The 16,357-nt window shown below is 51.1% G+C and carries 10 protein-coding genes; 6 read left to right on the top strand and 4 right to left on the bottom strand.

Going from position 1 to position 16,357, the window contains the following annotated elements; translation table 11 throughout:
* Nucleotides 1-228 precede the first annotated feature (228 nt).
* The 6 genes from C7E10_RS01090 (at nt 229) to C7E10_RS01065 (ending at nt 13,424) form a co-directional block, all read left to right on the top strand.
* The gene (locus C7E10_RS01090; protein WP_105325549.1) at nt 229-3,513 is read left to right on the top strand and encodes a beta strand repeat-containing protein; all 3,285 of its coding nucleotides are present in this window, start codon (nt 229-231) and stop codon (nt 3,511-3,513) included.
* A 365-nt stretch (nt 3,514-3,878) separates the two neighbouring features.
* Complete coding sequence (locus C7E10_RS01085; RefSeq protein ID WP_160101768.1) at nt 3,879-4,556, top strand: autotransporter domain-containing protein; 678 nt, start codon at nt 3,879-3,881, stop codon at nt 4,554-4,556.
* Nucleotides 4,557-4,716: 160 nt separating this feature from the next.
* A complete protein-coding gene (locus C7E10_RS01080; protein ID WP_105325547.1) occupies nt 4,717-5,127 on the top strand; it encodes an SEL1-like repeat protein in 411 nt (136 codons plus the stop codon).
* A gap of 105 nt (nt 5,128-5,232) precedes the next feature.
* Nucleotides 5,233-6,336, top strand: coding sequence for a tetratricopeptide repeat protein (locus C7E10_RS01075; protein ID WP_105325546.1), 1,104 nt, complete (start codon nt 5,233-5,235; stop codon nt 6,334-6,336).
* Between the two features lie 452 nt (nt 6,337-6,788).
* Entirely contained in the window at nt 6,789-11,426 is a 4,638-nt protein-coding gene (locus C7E10_RS01070) for a beta strand repeat-containing protein (RefSeq protein ID WP_105325545.1), read from the top strand.
* A 921-nt stretch (nt 11,427-12,347) separates the two neighbouring features.
* On the top strand, nt 12,348-13,424 hold the full coding sequence (locus tag C7E10_RS01065) for an IS30 family transposase (protein WP_105325528.1): 1,077 nt from the start codon (nt 12,348-12,350) through the stop codon (nt 13,422-13,424).
* Between the two features lie 166 nt (nt 13,425-13,590).
* Here the strand turns inward: C7E10_RS01065 and C7E10_RS11990 are convergent, their stop codons facing one another.
* From C7E10_RS11990 to C7E10_RS12115, 4 genes are all read right to left on the bottom strand, one after another.
* Complete coding sequence (locus C7E10_RS11990; protein WP_160101765.1) at nt 13,591-13,752, bottom strand: hypothetical protein; 162 nt, start codon at nt 13,750-13,752, stop codon at nt 13,591-13,593.
* A gap of 194 nt (nt 13,753-13,946) precedes the next feature.
* Nucleotides 13,947-14,738, bottom strand: a complete 792-nt coding sequence (locus C7E10_RS01060) for a glycosyltransferase family 25 protein (protein ID WP_105325544.1) — start codon at nt 14,736-14,738, stop codon at nt 13,947-13,949.
* Between the two features lie 207 nt (nt 14,739-14,945).
* The gene (locus tag C7E10_RS12120) at nt 14,946-15,962 is read right to left on the bottom strand and encodes an IS3 family transposase (protein WP_200820170.1); all 1,017 of its coding nucleotides are present in this window, start codon (nt 15,960-15,962) and stop codon (nt 14,946-14,948) included.
* Nucleotides 15,913-16,281 carry a transposase gene (locus C7E10_RS12115; protein ID WP_105325519.1) on the bottom strand — a complete coding sequence of 123 codons (369 nt, stop codon included), beginning with the start codon at nt 16,279-16,281 and terminating at the stop codon, nt 15,913-15,915. Before C7E10_RS12115 ends, C7E10_RS12120 begins: the two co-directional genes overlap by 50 nt.
* Nucleotides 16,282-16,357 lie beyond the last annotated feature (76 nt).

Genomic DNA, 16,357 nt, shown 5'->3' with positions numbered 1-16,357 from the left:
TCTTTTTGTATGGAGGAAAGGCCTTGCCAGGGAAGCGGCGGCAAAACAGGCACTGCACCATTTAACTGTATCATTAAATAGTGTATATAAACTGTTCTAATTAAACAATCCTAACATGATATAATACAATATATATGTTGTTTTCTGCCCTTTTCACCGGGCTTCAACGGGGAGTTCACTTACTGCAAGGGGCAGCGGAAGTGGGATCATACAGAGGAGGCTGCAATAATGAAAAGGAGAAACGTCGGCAAAAAACTGCGCTATGGCTGCGTCACCCTGTGGGGCCTGTCCGCCCTGCTGGCTCTGTGTCTGCCGGCCCAGCCGGCCAGGGCAGAAGAAGTGGTAAGCGATAAGACGAATACCACCGCTATCTATGTAGGGAATAAAACGAAAACTGCCAGCGGCAATACCCTGACTATCAATAACAGTGTCGCAGGCGGCGCCGTAGCAGGCTCTACCATTCCTGAGGAAATGCTCAGTGCGGGTACAGCCATTACCAGTTCAGATGCTGAAACCATCGAAACGGGTACGACAGGAACCGTGACAGGCAATACTCTGACCTTGAATAATACAAAGGAAGGAAGCAGTCCGCTTGTTTCAAATTGGCTTGCAGGCGGGTTAGCCATGACCAAAACAGTGAACCAAAACCAGGTGAATGTTAACCTGCCCAATGCTCAGAGGGTTTCCTATCCGGTAGGAATTACAAACGATGTTTTTGGCGGCTTTACCGTTACAGGGGATGCCACGAACAATATTGCTACCCTTACGGGAGTTTCGAGCCTTGGGGGAGACAATGATGACCATGTCGCACAAAATTTTTACGGCGGTTATTCCTATACGGGTACTGTCTCTGACAATACGGTAAATATAAATGGAGGCAAGTTTGGCGGTACCATTTATGGCGGAGCCCAAGGGGTGTTGAATAATCAATATAACTTACCGCAATCTATGAACGATTATTTCTCACAGTATGCAGAAGGCCTTTCGTTTACATCCACCGGCGATGTAAAGAATAATAAAGTCTTTATCACGGCTGGCGGCAATCAGTCACAATTTGGCAACAACGGCACGGTTTATGGCGGCCTCATTGAGGCAAATCTCCCCACTGCTGGAAATACTACAAAGTTTGGCAACGTGTATGATAACACCGTAACCATCTCCGGCACAGGCATGGCTAACAAGGTCTATGGCGGCGCGTTTATAACGTCCAGCAGCGAAAACGGTGATGCGCTCCAAATGGGTTCGGTAACCTATAACCATGTGGATATTTTAGATGGCGGCTATGGTGAGGTTGTCGCCGGCGGGTACTATGCCATAAACGGCACCACTGTCGCGGACCTGGAAAATAACAGCGTCACCGTAGATGGTGGGACTATAGGGGATTCTGTATATGGCGCGTACTTGAGTGTCTCATCAGGTACGTACACCGGCACAGGCACTGTAGCCAACAACAGCGTTACCCTGACGAAGGGTACCTTGAGTGGAAGCACCTATGCTGATGCGGTCCATGTCTATGGTGGCTATGCGAACGGGGGAGAAGGCAACAACGTTACCGTAAAAAATAATACCGTTACGATTGACGATAGTACATTAGGCAGTTCCATCGTGGATTATGTGGAACTGCTAGGGGGCCGTTCCGATTATTATGCCCTGCAAAATAATACCTTAACCGTATCGAATAGCGAAATCCCAACAGACGGGTCCGTCTCTACCATTGCGATGGCTGGGGCCAATGCCCTATATGATTACGTAGATGAATCACTTTCAGGAATTGTCTCTGGTAATACGGCGAATCTGCAGAATAACAAGATTGTGACGAACTATGGCGGGCAAATCATCCTGGCAGGCGGCATCAATGCGTCATACGGTAAGGCCTGGTATGGGACGAAAAACGCAGACAGCAACACCTTGACGATGACTGGAAATACAGTGGGCACAGTGGCAGATGCAGACGATGAAACAGGCTCCAAAAACTACATCGCCGGTGGCATTGCTGTAGGTCAGGCTGATGACAATGATAAGACCCTCGTCCCCGTCAAAGCTACCGGCAATACAGCCACCCTTACCAATAACACCATTGGCACCAACAAAGCTGACAATAACTATGTCGCCGGCGGTATGGTTACCGTGGACGGCGATGCGGAGTCCAATACCCTGACCATAACCGGCGGTACCATCGAGGGCAACAAATCCTACGTAACTGGCGGCATGTCTATAGAAAAAGGCAATGCCGATTCCAATACCCTGACCATTTCAGCTGTCACCATTGGCACCTTAGGCGGCAGCAAAACTTACGTTGCTGGTGGTTATGCTGTAACAGGCAATGCATCGCAAAATACCGCCACCATTACCGGGGCCACCCTTGGCACGGATGAGGGCGCCAAAGTCTACGTAGCCGGCGGGTACTCGGATAAAAAAGGCAATGCTGAGGGCAATACCCTGACACTCTCCGGTACGAAATTTGGCACCGGTAACAAGGCCTATGTGGCCGGCGGATTCGCCAGTCAGGGTAATGTTACGGACAATACGTTAACGTTCTCCGCCAACACTATGGCTGGAGCCAGCGGCGCCAAAGCTTACATAGCGGGCGGCTGGGCAGATAAGAGCGGAACTGCCAGCGGCAACACGCTGAATTTCCTCAGCGGCACTGTCGGCATGGTTGCTGACAGCCAGCCCTATGTGGCCGGCGGCTATACCAAAAAAGGCGATGCCACTGGCAATACGTTGAATCTTGCCGGAGGCAGTATTGCCACAGCTCCCGGTGATGAAGAAGATGAAGAAGAGCCCAGCGGCATTGCCTATATAACTGGCGGACATACGGAAAGCGGCAATGCCTCAGGCAACCGCGCCGCCATTTCCGGCGGCAGCCTGGGCAGCCTAACCGGCGGCACGACCTACGTGGCTGGCGGCTATACCGCCAAGGGCGGCGATGCCAATGAGAATACCCTGACCATCTCCGGGGGTGAAATCGCCGCCGTCAGCGGCACTACCGCCTATGTAGCCAGCGGGTATTCTGCGGCCGGCAATGCCAACGGCAACACCTTGATTCTTTCCGGCGGCAAATTTGGCGCGGCCTCTGCTGCAGCAAGTGCCCTGAGCCAAGGTACGGCCACGGATTTAACCACCCTGTCCAATTACCTTGCCGGCGGTTCTGCGGTAACGGGCGAGGCTTCCAATAATACGGTGAACCTGGAAGGCAGCCCCCTGCAAACTACCTACAGCCTGTTCGGCGGTCTGGGGCAGACCAGCACCGGAAATACCCTGAACGTTTCCAGCCTGGACAACCGCGTAGGAAATCTGGACTACTTCCAGGTCATGAACTACAACGTGCCAGAGGGCAGCGTGAAAGGGGATACTCTGCTGACGGTCACCGGCACGGCCAACCTGACCAACGTTCCCGTCACCGCCAAACTCCTGGCCCGTACCCCCTTTGAATCCAGGAGAATTCATCACCCTGGTTACCAATCCCAACGGCCTTCAGCTGAGTGGCACCACCTATGGTATGGCGGCTGACACTGCCCAGACCATTGATGCTGGCTTGGTTACCCGGCCAGCGGAAGTGAAGCAGCAAGGCACCACTTCTTTGGTGGTGACCCCTGTGGACGCCAAAATCGGTACCATTTCCCAGGATACCAAACTCATTCCCGAAGCCCGTGCTGCAGCCCTGAACTTTATTGCCGCAGGGGCCGACACCACCCTGGACGCCGGCTTTAGGGCTGCCACCCAGGCTGCTGCAGACAGCGAAAGCAAAAAGAGCTTTACTCCCTACGTGACCGTTGGCGGGCAGAATTTGCGCTTTGACACAGGTTCCTACGTAGACAGCAATGGCTGGGCAGGGAACCTGGGCTTAGTACGGAGAATCCCCAACGCCAATTCCATTGACACCATCATTCCCTTTTGCAGAATATGGCAAAGGCAACTACACCAGCCATCTGGAGAACGGCGCCAGAGGCGACGGCACCCAGCACTATGGCGGCGTGGGCCTGCTGCTGCGCAGAGACCTGAACAACGGCGTGTACTACCAGGCCAGCGCCAGAGTGGGTGTCCTGGACGGAGACTTCCGGGGTGTATTGGAAGGCTATCGCTCTACCTACGATACCAACGCCCGGTACGCCGGGGCCAGCCTGTGGCTGGGCCGGATCTACCAGCAAACCGATAAAGACAGCCTGGACGTGTACGGCCGCTTCAACTATACCCATTTAGCCAGCGATACCGTTACCCTGCACAACACCATCGGCGATGCCGTCTTTAATCTGGACGCCGCCGATTCCTACCGCACCAGATTGGGTGCCCGCTGGACCCATAATTACCAGGAGAACCAGTCCTACTACGCAGGCCTGGGCTGGGATTACGAGTTCGACAGCACCGCCAGGGCCACCTACCTGACCTTCAGCACCCCGTCGCCTGAGAGCAAAGGCTCCAGTGCCCTGCTGGAACTGGGCTGGAAGAGCGACTCCACTAAGGATAATCCCTGGGGCGCAGACCTGCGGCTCACCGGTTGGGCCGGCAAGCAGAGAGGCGTGGTATTTAACGCTACTGTTACCAGAAGACTGTAAAGAAAATACAGCAAATACAGCAAATACAGCAAAAGCAGTCCTCCAGGAGCCTGGAACCTCTGGAGGGCTGTTTTGTGTGTGGTTTTAGTTTTTCCAGTTGAATGCTATACTATAACCTAGCTGCACACGCAACAATTCCCTATGTGGAGGAACGATACAGATGCCCAAAGCAAAACCTACTCCTAAAGCCGCAGACACCCAGACTGCCGTTTTTTCTGAAGCGGTGACCTATTTCAAACACTGCCAATATGCCAAAGCCGAACCTCTGTTCCTTTCCGCTGCTGCTGTCAACCCCCGGGCTATGTACTTTCTGGGAGAAATCTATTCCCAGGGGACCAAGCCCCAGTGGCCCGACAAAACAAAAGGTGCCGCTTGGTACGAAAAAGGTGCCCAAGCCGGCGACCTGCTTTGCCAATTTAATCTGGTCCAAATCCAGGACCTGCCGCCCAAGACCCTGCAAAAAAAGCTGCGGAGTCTGTTTCCAGGCATGGCTAAATTGGCCCAAAAGGGAGATATTTTTGCTGCCTACGAACTGGGCTGCCTCTTTCTGTACAACTGGGAAGAAAACTAGGACCACCAGGCAGCGGAATACTGGCTCAGCAAAGCCCTGACCCCGGACTTTGCCCAGGCCCTGAATGCCCAGGGAAATCTTTATTACCGGGAGAAAAGGTATCCCTTGGCCAATCGCTGGTACCAAAAGGCCGGCGAAGCCGGCTGTGATTGGGGCTGGGACAACCTGGGAGATGACCTGGAAAACGGACGGGGAACCCCGGTGGATATTGACAAAGCCCTGGAGTGCTACACCAAATCCTACGCCCTGGCCGGTCCCGCCGCCGGTGGGTCTGCCAATGCCATCGGCCGGATTCAGGCCAAACGCGGCAATTACCAGGAGGCCGTCAAATGGAGCCGTCTGGCCGGCGAAGCCGGCTGTGATTGGGGCTGGCACAATCTGGGCGATGCCTATCGCCTGGGAGAAGGCGTTCCCGTGGACCTGAAGAAGGCCAAGAAATGCTACCTGAAAGCCTTTGCCCTCCAGGATTATGCAGCAGGAGAAGCTGCCAACCAATTGGGGCTCCTGTATGCCCGGCAGGGAGCTGTAAAAGAAGCCCGCAGCTGGTACCAAAAGTCCGGAGAAGCTGGCTTTGACTGGGGTTGGCACAACCTGGGCCAAACCTATTGGCTGGAAGAACACACGGTCCCCAATCTGAACAACGCCTTGACGTATTTCGTCAAAGCCTATAACTTGAACGGAGAGGCCGCAGGCCCCTCTGCCAATCAGCTTGGCCTTATCTATAACCTCCAGGAAGAATATAAAATGGCCAACCTTTGGCTGAAACGCTCCGGCAAAGCCGGGTACGACTGGGGCTGGTTCAACCTGGCCGTCAACCTTCAGGACGGCAAAGGCTGTAAGGCCAATCCTCAGGAAGCCTGCCGGATTTATAAAGACCTTTACAACCAAGGCGGCGAAGCAGCTGCCGATGCCGCATATTTTCTGGGTCTCTGCTATGCCCAGGAAGACCGCCTGTCCCAGGCCAATGGGTGGTTCCAAAAAGGCCAGGAGGCCGGAAGCCCCTGGGCAGCCCTGGCCCTGGCGAGAAACCTCCAAGAAGGCTGCGGCATCACGAAAGACCCAAAAAAAGCCCTAGCCATATGCCAGGAAATTTACGCCCAAGGGGGTGAAACCCAAGCCCAGGCTGCCGAACTCATCGGCAATTGGTATTGGAAAATGGGCCAACTGGAAGAAGCCGAAAAGTGGTATCAAAAAGGCGGCAAAGCCTAAAACCACTTTTCACTTAGGGAAAAATTGAAGAAAGAGCAAAAAGGCTGGTGGTAATCTCACAGAGATTGCCGCCGGCCTTTTGGTCTGCCCAACGCCAGGTCTCCAGCAGCGGGGCATTCATGCTTGTTCATTGTACAATGCGTTTATACAATGGAAATGTACATCTGTCCAAGCGAAAGAAATTTAGATTTACAAAATTAAAAAAACGATAGCGAAATATATTTCGTATTGTTTTTAACAGTATTCTGCATAAACAATTTTACGTTAGGTAAAGAACTCAATAACACTTAGACTTTTTTAATAACAATATTATAATGAAAATTGTAAAAAGTAATTATTACAGTTACAAGAACCTAACTTCTATTGATCCCATTGCTAAGATTCCAGGGGGAATCTATCTGCCGCCTTACGAAAGGGGGAATGCCGGTGCCTAGGGGGCACTGGCGCAAATTATGGGGAAACGCAATCATACGATGCAGAACAAAAACGGACAACAGAAACAGCTTTTAACGGTATTGGTGCTTAGCAGCATCTTGGGCATGGGACTGTACGCAGCACCTGTCCAGGCAAAGAGCATCACGGAAGGCACTGGTGATGCCTATGCGGTACAGACTACAGATGGAACTGCTGCAGAAGGCGGAATTTTGCAGATTTCGGGCACAGCAGCCTTGGAACATGCCTATGGCGGCTATGCGGTGAAGGGCGGCAACGCCCAAAACAATACCCTGTCCATTACCGGCGGCAGCACCATTTACGGTTATGGCGGCTATACAACATCTGGTAATGTTTCTAAAAATACGGTGATGATTGGTACAGAAGGCACTAAAGTAGTTGACAGTGGTCTGACCTTCGGACCGGGAGCTAAATCAGATGCGGTTAGCGTATACGGCGGCTATACGGGTAGCGGAGTGGCAAGCAATAACCAGGTAACAGTAACAGGAACTACCATAAATTCTGCCATTTACAGCGGCTATACCGGTTCTGGGGATGCCACTAACAACACAGTGAATTTAACAAACAGTGCCATTGTGAACGGTACTTATGAAAGCCGCAGTGATGTGTATGGTGGTTATTCTGCCGGTACAACTGGCACGGTCAGCGGTAACAGTATTATTGTAGATGGTACGACCAGTAAGGGCGGAAGCTACTATGGTGGCTATGCAGCGGGGGGCACGGTAACAACGAATACAGTGACAATGCAAAATGCCAGTAGCGTTACCCAATACAATTACGTTAACAAAGAGGGAAGTTCGTCCTATAAAGCAGGTAATACCTATGGGGGCTATAACGCCAAGGGTGACGCCACTTACAATGTAGTCAACTTGAAATCTGGTAGTGTTACAGACGGCAAGGTCTATGGGGGTTACGCCACTAAGGGTAATGCGAGCTACAATACCATTACTTTTGATGCCAGTACGCTGAAACATTACTACAGTGGAGAACCGTTCCGCTCCTTCGTGTATGGCGGTTATGGAGAAAATGGCGGGGCCGATCATAATACGGTAAAGATTCTCAATGGTTCCTCTATCGGTGAAAATGTGTATGGCGGTTATGCGAATGGCTGGGTTTCGAACCGTAGTGCCAATGCCAACTATAATACGATAACCATGGTGGATTCTACTTCTTCTGCTAATTTGTACGGCGCTCTGTCGGGAGCCGGCGTAACTACCAACCACAATCTGGTGACACTGAGTAATTCCCAAGTTACAGGCAGTGAAATTTACGGCAGCTATAACCGCAGTCCCAATGCGGAATATAATACAGTAATTCTGGAAAAAGGCAGCTCAGCTAAGAGCATTTACGGCAGCATGAACTACCAGGGCAGTGCCTCGTATAACACCCTTATCATTGCTTCGGGTGTTGCCAAGGATGAAAGCGGTAGCGCACTTCTTAGTGGCGAAGCTACTAGCAGCAAGTGGGACGGCACAACCCGCACTGCGGTAAATGGCTCAGTATATGGCGGCTATACCCAGATGAATTCTGGTAGTGCTAGTGGGAACAGCATCCATATTACGGATGCTGATATAAAGTATAGTGTTTACGGCGGATATACACTAAATGATGGTTCAACCAGCGGGAATAAGATTATCCTGGATGGTAGTACAGATGTAAAACAGACTGTTTACGGCGGTCTCGCAAAGAATAGAGAATCGGACGTTACTAGAGAAATGGCTTCTGGCAACAAAGTAACCGTAACGGGGGAAGCCAAGGTGGAAAATACCAACAAGGCATCTCTGGGAAATATTGTAGGGGGCTATACAAATCTGGGCAATGTAGACGGTAACACGGTGACAGTGGATAGTATGGCAGGGCAGAGCGGTCTTGTAATTGTTGGCGGTTATACTTATCAGGGCAATGCCGGGGCTTTGACCAATACCTGGGGTTTCCTAGGCAATGTTGTAACGTTGGCCGGGAATAGCAGCTACAGTAAGGTCACAGGCGGTTACACCAATAGCGGCGATGCAATAAATAACCAGGTTATCCTGGACGGTAAAGATAAGGCTACTTTTGCTTCGGTGTACGGCGGCTATACCGCTACGGGCAATGCCAATGAAAACACCATTACCGTGCAGAATAATGCGGATACCCGGGAACTTTTGTATGCAGGGTATTCTGAAACTGGCACGGCTAACAGCAACCAGCTGATTATTACAAAAGGTACCGGCATCCAAGGCTATGCGGGCTACACTAAGAAGGGTGAAGCTTCCGGCAACGGGGTTACCGTAACGGAAGGTACTCTGGGAGCAACAGTGATTGCCGGGTATACGGAAAGCGGCAATGCCAATGAGAATACCATTACCCTGAACGGGGGGACGGAAGCTTCCCAGGAGAATATCCTGTACGCTGGAAAAACGGCGGACGGAACCGCAGCGGGAAACAAGATTACCGTGAATAGCGCAGCCGCCGCAGTGGGAACCCTGATTGCTGGGGCAGCCAATGGCGCTGCCAACGAAAATACCATTACCCTGACCCAGGGCACCGTGCAAACGGCTATGGCTGGGCAGTCCACTGAGGCTGGGGCTTCGGGCAACAAACTGTACGTAAGCGGCGGGACGCTGACCGGAACCGGCTATGCCGGTTATGCAGAAGCTGGCGCGGCCAATACCAACCTGGTGGAAGTTACCAGCGGCTCGGCAAACACCCTGTACGCTGGCTATGCACCTGCCGGCGCAGCAGATGGCAACCAGCTGACCATTTCTGGCGGTACCGTTGCTGCGGCTGTTGCCGGCAGCGGCAGCACCAGTGCTTCCAGCAATGTTGTAGAAATGAACCAGGGCCAAGTGGGTACCTTGATCGGCGGCAACAGCACAGCAGGAGCTGCGGATAATAACATTCTTATCATTAACGCCGGCACCATTACCACCTCTGTGGCAGCTGGTAAAGCAGCTGCAGGAAGCGCTTCCGGCAACACCCTGGACATTAACGGCGGAACCCTTGGCACCACCGCAAATAGTGCCGCAGACAGCAACCTGATTGCTGGCGGCTATACGGATAACGGTGCGGCCAATGATAACACCGTCAACGTGTACGCAGGGCACCTGGGCTCCATGATGAGCCTGTACGGCGGCCGCAGTACCACCGAAAGCACGGGCAATACCCTGAACCTTTATGCCAAAGACAATACCGTTAAGAACCTGGGCTACTTCCAGACTTTGAATTTCTACGTCCCTGAAGGTACCGGGGCCGGCGAGACCATGCTGACCGTAACGGATCAGGCCGACGTCAGCGGCGCAGCCATCAACGCCGGGGTACAGGATACCACCAAGCTCTCCGCGGGGCAGGTCATCAACCTGATTTATGCCCCCAAAGGCGTTACTACCAACGCTGCTACCACCTATAGCGTCATGGACGGTTTGGACAAGGTTACCGATGCTGGCTTTGTACAGCGGACTGTCCTGATTAAAAAGCAGGATCCCAATACCATCGTATTGTACCTGCCGGGAGAGAGCAAACCCGATTTGAACCCGGGTACGGAAGTCATTGCAGATGGCCAGACCAATGCTGCCGCTGTAGTGTCCAACGGCTCCGATGCAGCTGTTACCGATGGCCTCCAGGCAGCCCTGACCGCCTGGGCTGAAAGCCACGAAGCTGCTCCGCTGCGGGAAGATGCCCATGGGGCTCTGAGTATGGTCGGCAGTCCCTACATTTCCAGCCCCGCAGGCATGAGCCTGAGACAGGGCCCTGTTATGGCGGCTTCTTCGCCCCTTGATGCAGCAGACGCCAAGAACGCCAACGTTACCCTGAGCCAGGAAGAAGACCTGGCAGCCCGGGAAGACCGAGACGTGGAAGCCAAATTTACCCCTTATGTCATGCTGGGCGGCCACAACCTCCGCTACAACAGCAGTTCCACTGTAGATACCAATGGCTTTAACGGCGAGCTGGGCTTTGTAAAGCGGGTCTTTAAGAACGACTATGCTGATACCATTATGCCCTTCATCGAATACGGCACCGGCAACTATACCAGCTATAAGAACGGCAGCCGGGGTGACGGCAGTCAGCGCTATGTAGGCGCAGGCGTTCTCCTGCGCAGAGATCACGACAACGGCATTCACTACGAAGGGCTGGTACGGGCTGGCCGCCTCATGGGCGACTATGCCGGACGCATTGGTGGTTACCGGACCACCTATAACTCTGGGGCTGGTTATATTGCCGCCCATGCCGGCCTGGGCAAGATTTTCCGCCAGGACAGCAACGATTACAATCTCTATGGGAAATTCTTCTATTCCCACCTGGGCGGCGACAGCGTTACCTTACGCAGCAGTTTGGGCAGCGCTGACTACAACCTGAGCAGTGTAAATTCCTACTGGACCCGGTTGGGCTTCCGGTGGACCAAACACCTGGACGAAGACACCACCACCTTCTATGCAGGTCTGGGCTGGGATTATGAGTTTGACGGCAAAGCCAAAGCACATTACAGAGACTACACCACCCCTGACGCCAGCATGAAAGGCTCCAGCGAATTCCTGGAACTGGGCTGGCAGAGCAAAGGTACGAAAGAGAACCCTTGGGGTGCGGACGTGAGAGTCACCGGCTGGCACGGTGTGAAGCAGGGCTTCACATATGGTGTAACGATTACACGGAGAATATAAATGTGAAATAAGGTAAAAAAAGCATTCCTACAGAAATACAGATTTTCTGTAGGAATGCTTTTTTGTGTGAAATCGGGGGATTGGGTGGGGGCTGACAGGTAGCACTGAAGAAAAATGACGACGTGCTACAGTTTTTTTGCAAAAACTGTAGAGGTGTTTTTGAGAATATATATCCGCTCCGCGGCAGCTAGGACCGGAACCCCATCCCGGTCCTAGTGAACTGAAAACTCTTTCCGTCCCGCCGTAGGGCAAAACGGAAGGTGTTTACGTTTAAAGCGCTGGCTCTGATGGGGGTTAAACCAGTGGACTCGGCGGGCCAAGTCCTCTCCAATAGTGTGCGGACCGCACGAAATAACCCTGTCAACCCGCCCTATAGTTAACCCATATCCATTTTACAAATATAGCAAATTATTCAAGACAACTTTCGTACATCTGTCTTTACATATCTAGTTTCGATATCCAAATCCCAAAACCTAAGACAGCAAGCCACTTTAACCTGCAATTTTATCAATAATAGCTTTCCAAAATAAGCTATTATTAACGGATTGTTTGAAAAATAACAACTACATTTAACAAAACGTGCTATAATGCAAGTAAAGAGAAGTAATAAATGTGATAACAAGATGTTTATGTAAAATAATTGCTGTAGGGAATCCCGGAAACCGGGAATAAACAACAGCATAAAGGTTCAGAAATTTCCTGCGAGTTAACAGCCGGTAAATCACCTGCACACCTTAAGGGGAAGGGGATTTACCTACCGTTTTCAGATGAATTTTAAGAATATTTCGGCAGCAAAGTTGAAGTTAAATTATTGGTCAGTTGTAAAATGAACTTGAACAGTTAATCAAAAAATAAAAATCCATAGTGAAGCCTCATGCTAAAATGGTTTTGCGAGAAATCATCAACAAAGGAGCAATCACGATGGATCACATCCATTCTAACACAATGGAGGACGTACGTATCCCCGGCCGCCATCTTTCTTTGGAAGAACGTGGTATGATTCAAGCTCTGCATCGTCAAGGGCTTTCCCTTCGCAACATTGCTGCTGCAGTAGGATGTGCTCATACGACTGTTTTCTATGAGCTTCGGCGTGGAACGCCGGAACGAAAAAGCAAGCACGGTCGTGCCCCACAGTATATGGCAAAGCGCGGTCAGAAGGCATACGCAAAGAATCGCAAGAACTCCAGGAAGACTTGCAAAATCGATCATGACGACTGCGAATCGTTCATCCAATGGATGGTAGAACAAGTCCGCCAGGAACGTTGGTCACTGGATGCCTGCGTTGGCTATGCTAGGCGGAACAAGCTATTTACGCCGGAACAGATTCCCTGTACCAAGACGCTTTACAACATGCTTTGGGCTAATAAGCTTCCGCTGTCGCTCTTCGAAGTCCCGCGAGCCTTAAAGCATAAACACCGTCGGAAATGGGTACGTAAGAACAAGCGTATGAAGGGTCGCTCCATTGAGGAACGTCCTGCCGTCGTCAATGAAGGTACCGAAATTGGCCACTGGGAAGTGGACACGGTCGTTGGTCAGCGTGCAGGCCGTGAGGCAGTAGTCTTCACTGCTGTTGAAAAGGTTACGCGCAACTACATCGCCATCCGCATTCCTGGACGTACCTGTGCCGGCGTTGAATCCGCTCTTGCACAGTTGCAGGAGCTATATGGCGCAGAGCGCTTCAGCCAGATTTTTAAGACGATGACGGCCGATAACGGTCCTGAGTTTGAGAACTTGTCACAGTTCGAGAGTCTCGGCACCAAGATGTACTTTACACATTCGTACAGCTCGTGGGAACGGGCTCAAAACGAACGCCACAATGGCTTGCTGAGGGATTTCATCCCAAAGGGCATGTCCGTAGAGCGGTTCTCTGATGAGGATATCCTGAACATGGCAGATACGCTGAACCAGCGCCCACGTCGTGTTTTGGGCTACCATACGCCGTCAGAGCTATTTGATGCATTCCTCGATGAAGTTTATGCTATTGAGTGTGTTTCTTGATTATAGTTGTTCAAATTCAACTTGCAATTTACCGTNACGCTGAACCAGCGCCCACGTCGTGTTTTGGGCTACCATACGCCGTCAGAGCTATTTGATGCATTCCTCGATGAAGTTTATGCTATTGAGTGTGTTTCTTGATTATAGTTGTTCAAATTCAACTTGCAATTTACCGTAATTTTTCTAGCTGTTGAGGAGATAATTTATTTCCCATCACTGCTTCAAAGAATTGCGGTTCTATTCCATATTTATGGAAGTTTTCTAAAATGGCATTTTTACGTTCAACAGCGACACTTGCATGAATTACATAATGAAAAAATGGTTTATTCATTTTGTCCCCCAATCGAATCAACAATTCTTAAACGTACGCTCATTTCCAATCCGATGCTTCCTAGTAGTTTCTAAAAAGAAGAAGATTCAAAGCAGTACGTTAAACTTCCTTTTAAAATAACCTTTCTTTGACTTCATTTAGTCAATATTTTCAAAGCAATAATTGTAAAGCCGTCTACACCCCTTTTTCTGGCTTTAGTGATGAGAAGTGTCTTTATCGTAATACAATTCCTGTACGTGGCGCCAGATTCGCTTACCTTGAATGTTCAACTTTTCTCCCCAGGAAAGCTGGTCATAATACCCCCCGATGCGCTGTCTGCGCATCTGCTTTTCATAAAGGGGATTCTTTTTAGCCCGGGAAGCAATGGCATCAATCTGGGAATCCTGAGAATGCTGCTTTTGAAGCTGCACCAAGGTTTCTTTAGTACAATAAATTTCTAGCAAATCTAATTTTAGGTATTGGGCCCAGGCATCAATTTCAATCCGGGGCGGTGTTTGAAACCGAAGAATATTTTCTGCTGCCTTGCGATTGATTACATACCCGTGTCCATAAGATCCCGCCAAAGCATGGAGAATAAAAGGCTTGCCGTCTTTTTTTACTGCTATCCGGGTATGGGCCCGAGCCTTATACAGCAGCAGCACCAGGGGTTCCGAATGGGTGTCCAGGAATTGCCGGAGAGCTGGCAGCGCCTGAAAAAAAGCGTCATTCAAATGCACATCATCCTCGAACACAAATACATAGGGTTCCTGGCTGTCCAATAGTTTCTGGTACACGCCCATATGGGACAGGGCGCAGCCCACTTCTCCCAGTCCCATGACCCCTGTATCCACGTTCAGTTCCTTCTGCTGTTCTGCCGTCAGGGCATTACCCATAATGGCATCAAAAAAACATGGTTCCAGACCATGGGAACGAAAGTTAGCCAAAATAGAGGCTCTTCTTTCCTGAGCGTCTTTGGCGCTGATTACATAATGAAAAAGTTTCCCCATAATTTCTCCTCTGCATCTGATTATAGTGGCAAGTTTGTCAAGACCAAAATCGATGAATTTCTAAATGTATCAGGCAGCAGACATTGCAGCATTGAGCAGCAGTGCCGGGAAGTAGCGCTCTGCTGGCGGGACGTTCCCGATGGCTGAGAGGCAGCGCTNTATAGTGGCACGTTTGTCAAGACCAAAATCGATGAATTTCTAAATGTATCAGGCAGCAGACATTGCAGCATTGAGCAGCAGTGCCGGGAAGTAGCGCTCTGCTGGCGGGACGTTCCCGATGGCTGAGTGGCAGCGCTGGAAGTTATACACGTTGATGTAGTTGCGGATGGCCTTGCGAGCCTCCCGGATGTTGCGGTACTGCGTGAGATAGGCTTCCTCATACTTGAATGTCCGGAACCACCGCTCAATCTTGATGTTGTCGGCCCAGCGGCTCTTGCCATCCATGCTCTGGCGGATCTTGTGTTCCTTGAGGAAAGCCTTGTACTCCTTGCTGGTGAACTGGCATCCTTGGTCGGAGTTGAGAATCTGCGGCTTTGCTATACGGAGCGCCTTCCTTACGGCGGCAATGACCATCCGGGTGTCCAGGGTATCGTCCACCTCCCAGCCAACAATGCAGCNGTACTCCTTGCTGGTGAACTGGCATCCTTGGTCGGAGTTGAGAATCTGCGGCTTTGCTATACGGAGCGCCTTCCTTACGGCGGCAATGACCATCCGGGTGTCCAGGGTATCGTCCACCTCCCAGCCAACAATGCAGCGGCTGTACCAGTCGATGATGGCTGTCAGATAAACGAAACCGTGCTCCAGGGGAATGTAGGTGATGTCGATGGACCATGCCTGGTTAGGCTGCTGAATATCCACATGCTTCAGCAGGTAGGGCATCACCTGCGCTTGTTGCTGCCGCTTGGAAAGGTTCATCTTCGGATAGATGACGTCGATGCCCATCTCGCGCATATAGCGAGCTGTCTTGCGTCGTCCGGCCTGATGCCCGAGGCGCTGCAGCTGCGAGGCCAGCTGCCTTGCGCCCCAGGCAGGATTGTCCGTGTGGAAACGATCGATGATGCGCTTGCATTCCAGCTCTTCATCTGATGGAGTGTTCTCTTTGGGGTGGTAGTATTGGCTTGTGCGGTTGACGCCGAGCAGCTTTGCTGCTTTCCGAAGGGAAAGCTCCTTGCACTCACTCCTCGAAAGGTTTTGGAGAATACTGTTTCTCGTAGTCCGGTCCAAGAATTTCCTCAGATTTTTTTTTCAACCAATCCACCTGCATGGTGAGTTGGCCAACTTTGCGGGCATAGGAGGCTTTCTCCTTCCGCTCGGTCTCGAGTTTTTGATTGAGGTTGTCCTCTCTGGAATCATCGAATATGATGCTTGCCTTGCTGAGAAACTCGTTCTTCCAGTTCCGCAAGAGGTTCGGCAGGATTTCGTTCTCAGCCGCCAGCGTGTTGAGGTCTTTCTCACCCTTGAGCAGCTCGATGACGAGATCGGATTTGAATTTCGACGTGAAATGACGGCGCGTGCGTGACATGATGATTATCTCCTTTTTCATTGATCGCCTCCAGTATACCACGAGATTCACATTAAGAAATAGTTTCGAAGTTGTCTTAATTCATAGTTCCATTATA

Source organism: Acidaminococcus hominis, assembly GCF_900291475.1.
GTDB classification, from domain to species: domain Bacteria; phylum Bacillota; class Negativicutes; order Acidaminococcales; family Acidaminococcaceae; genus Acidaminococcus; species Acidaminococcus hominis.
This window is presented reverse-complemented; position numbering and strand designations above follow the sequence as displayed.

Bases quoted from the DNA above. Each gene is read 5' to 3' on its own strand.
- C7E10_RS01070 (WP_105325545.1), top strand. From the start codon at position 6,789: ATGGGGAAACGCAATCATACGATGCAGAACAAAAACGGACAACAGAAA.
- C7E10_RS01080 (WP_105325547.1), top strand. From the start codon at position 4,717: ATGCCCAAAGCAAAACCTACTCCTAAAGCCGCAGACACCCAGACTGCC.
- C7E10_RS01090 (WP_105325549.1), top strand. From the start codon at position 229: ATGAAAAGGAGAAACGTCGGCAAAAAACTGCGCTATGGCTGCGTCACC.
- C7E10_RS01065 (WP_105325528.1), top strand. From the start codon at position 12,348: ATGGATCACATCCATTCTAACACAATGGAGGACGTACGTATCCCCGGC.
- C7E10_RS11990 (WP_160101765.1), bottom strand. From the start codon at position 13,752: ATGAATAAACCATTTTTTCATTATGTAATTCATGCAAGTGTCGCTGTT.
- C7E10_RS12115 (WP_105325519.1), bottom strand. From the start codon at position 16,281: ATGAAAAAGGAGATAATCATCATGTCACGCACGCGCCGTCATTTCACG.
- C7E10_RS01060 (WP_105325544.1), bottom strand. From the start codon at position 14,738: ATGGGGAAACTTTTTCATTATGTAATCAGCGCCAAAGACGCTCAGGAA.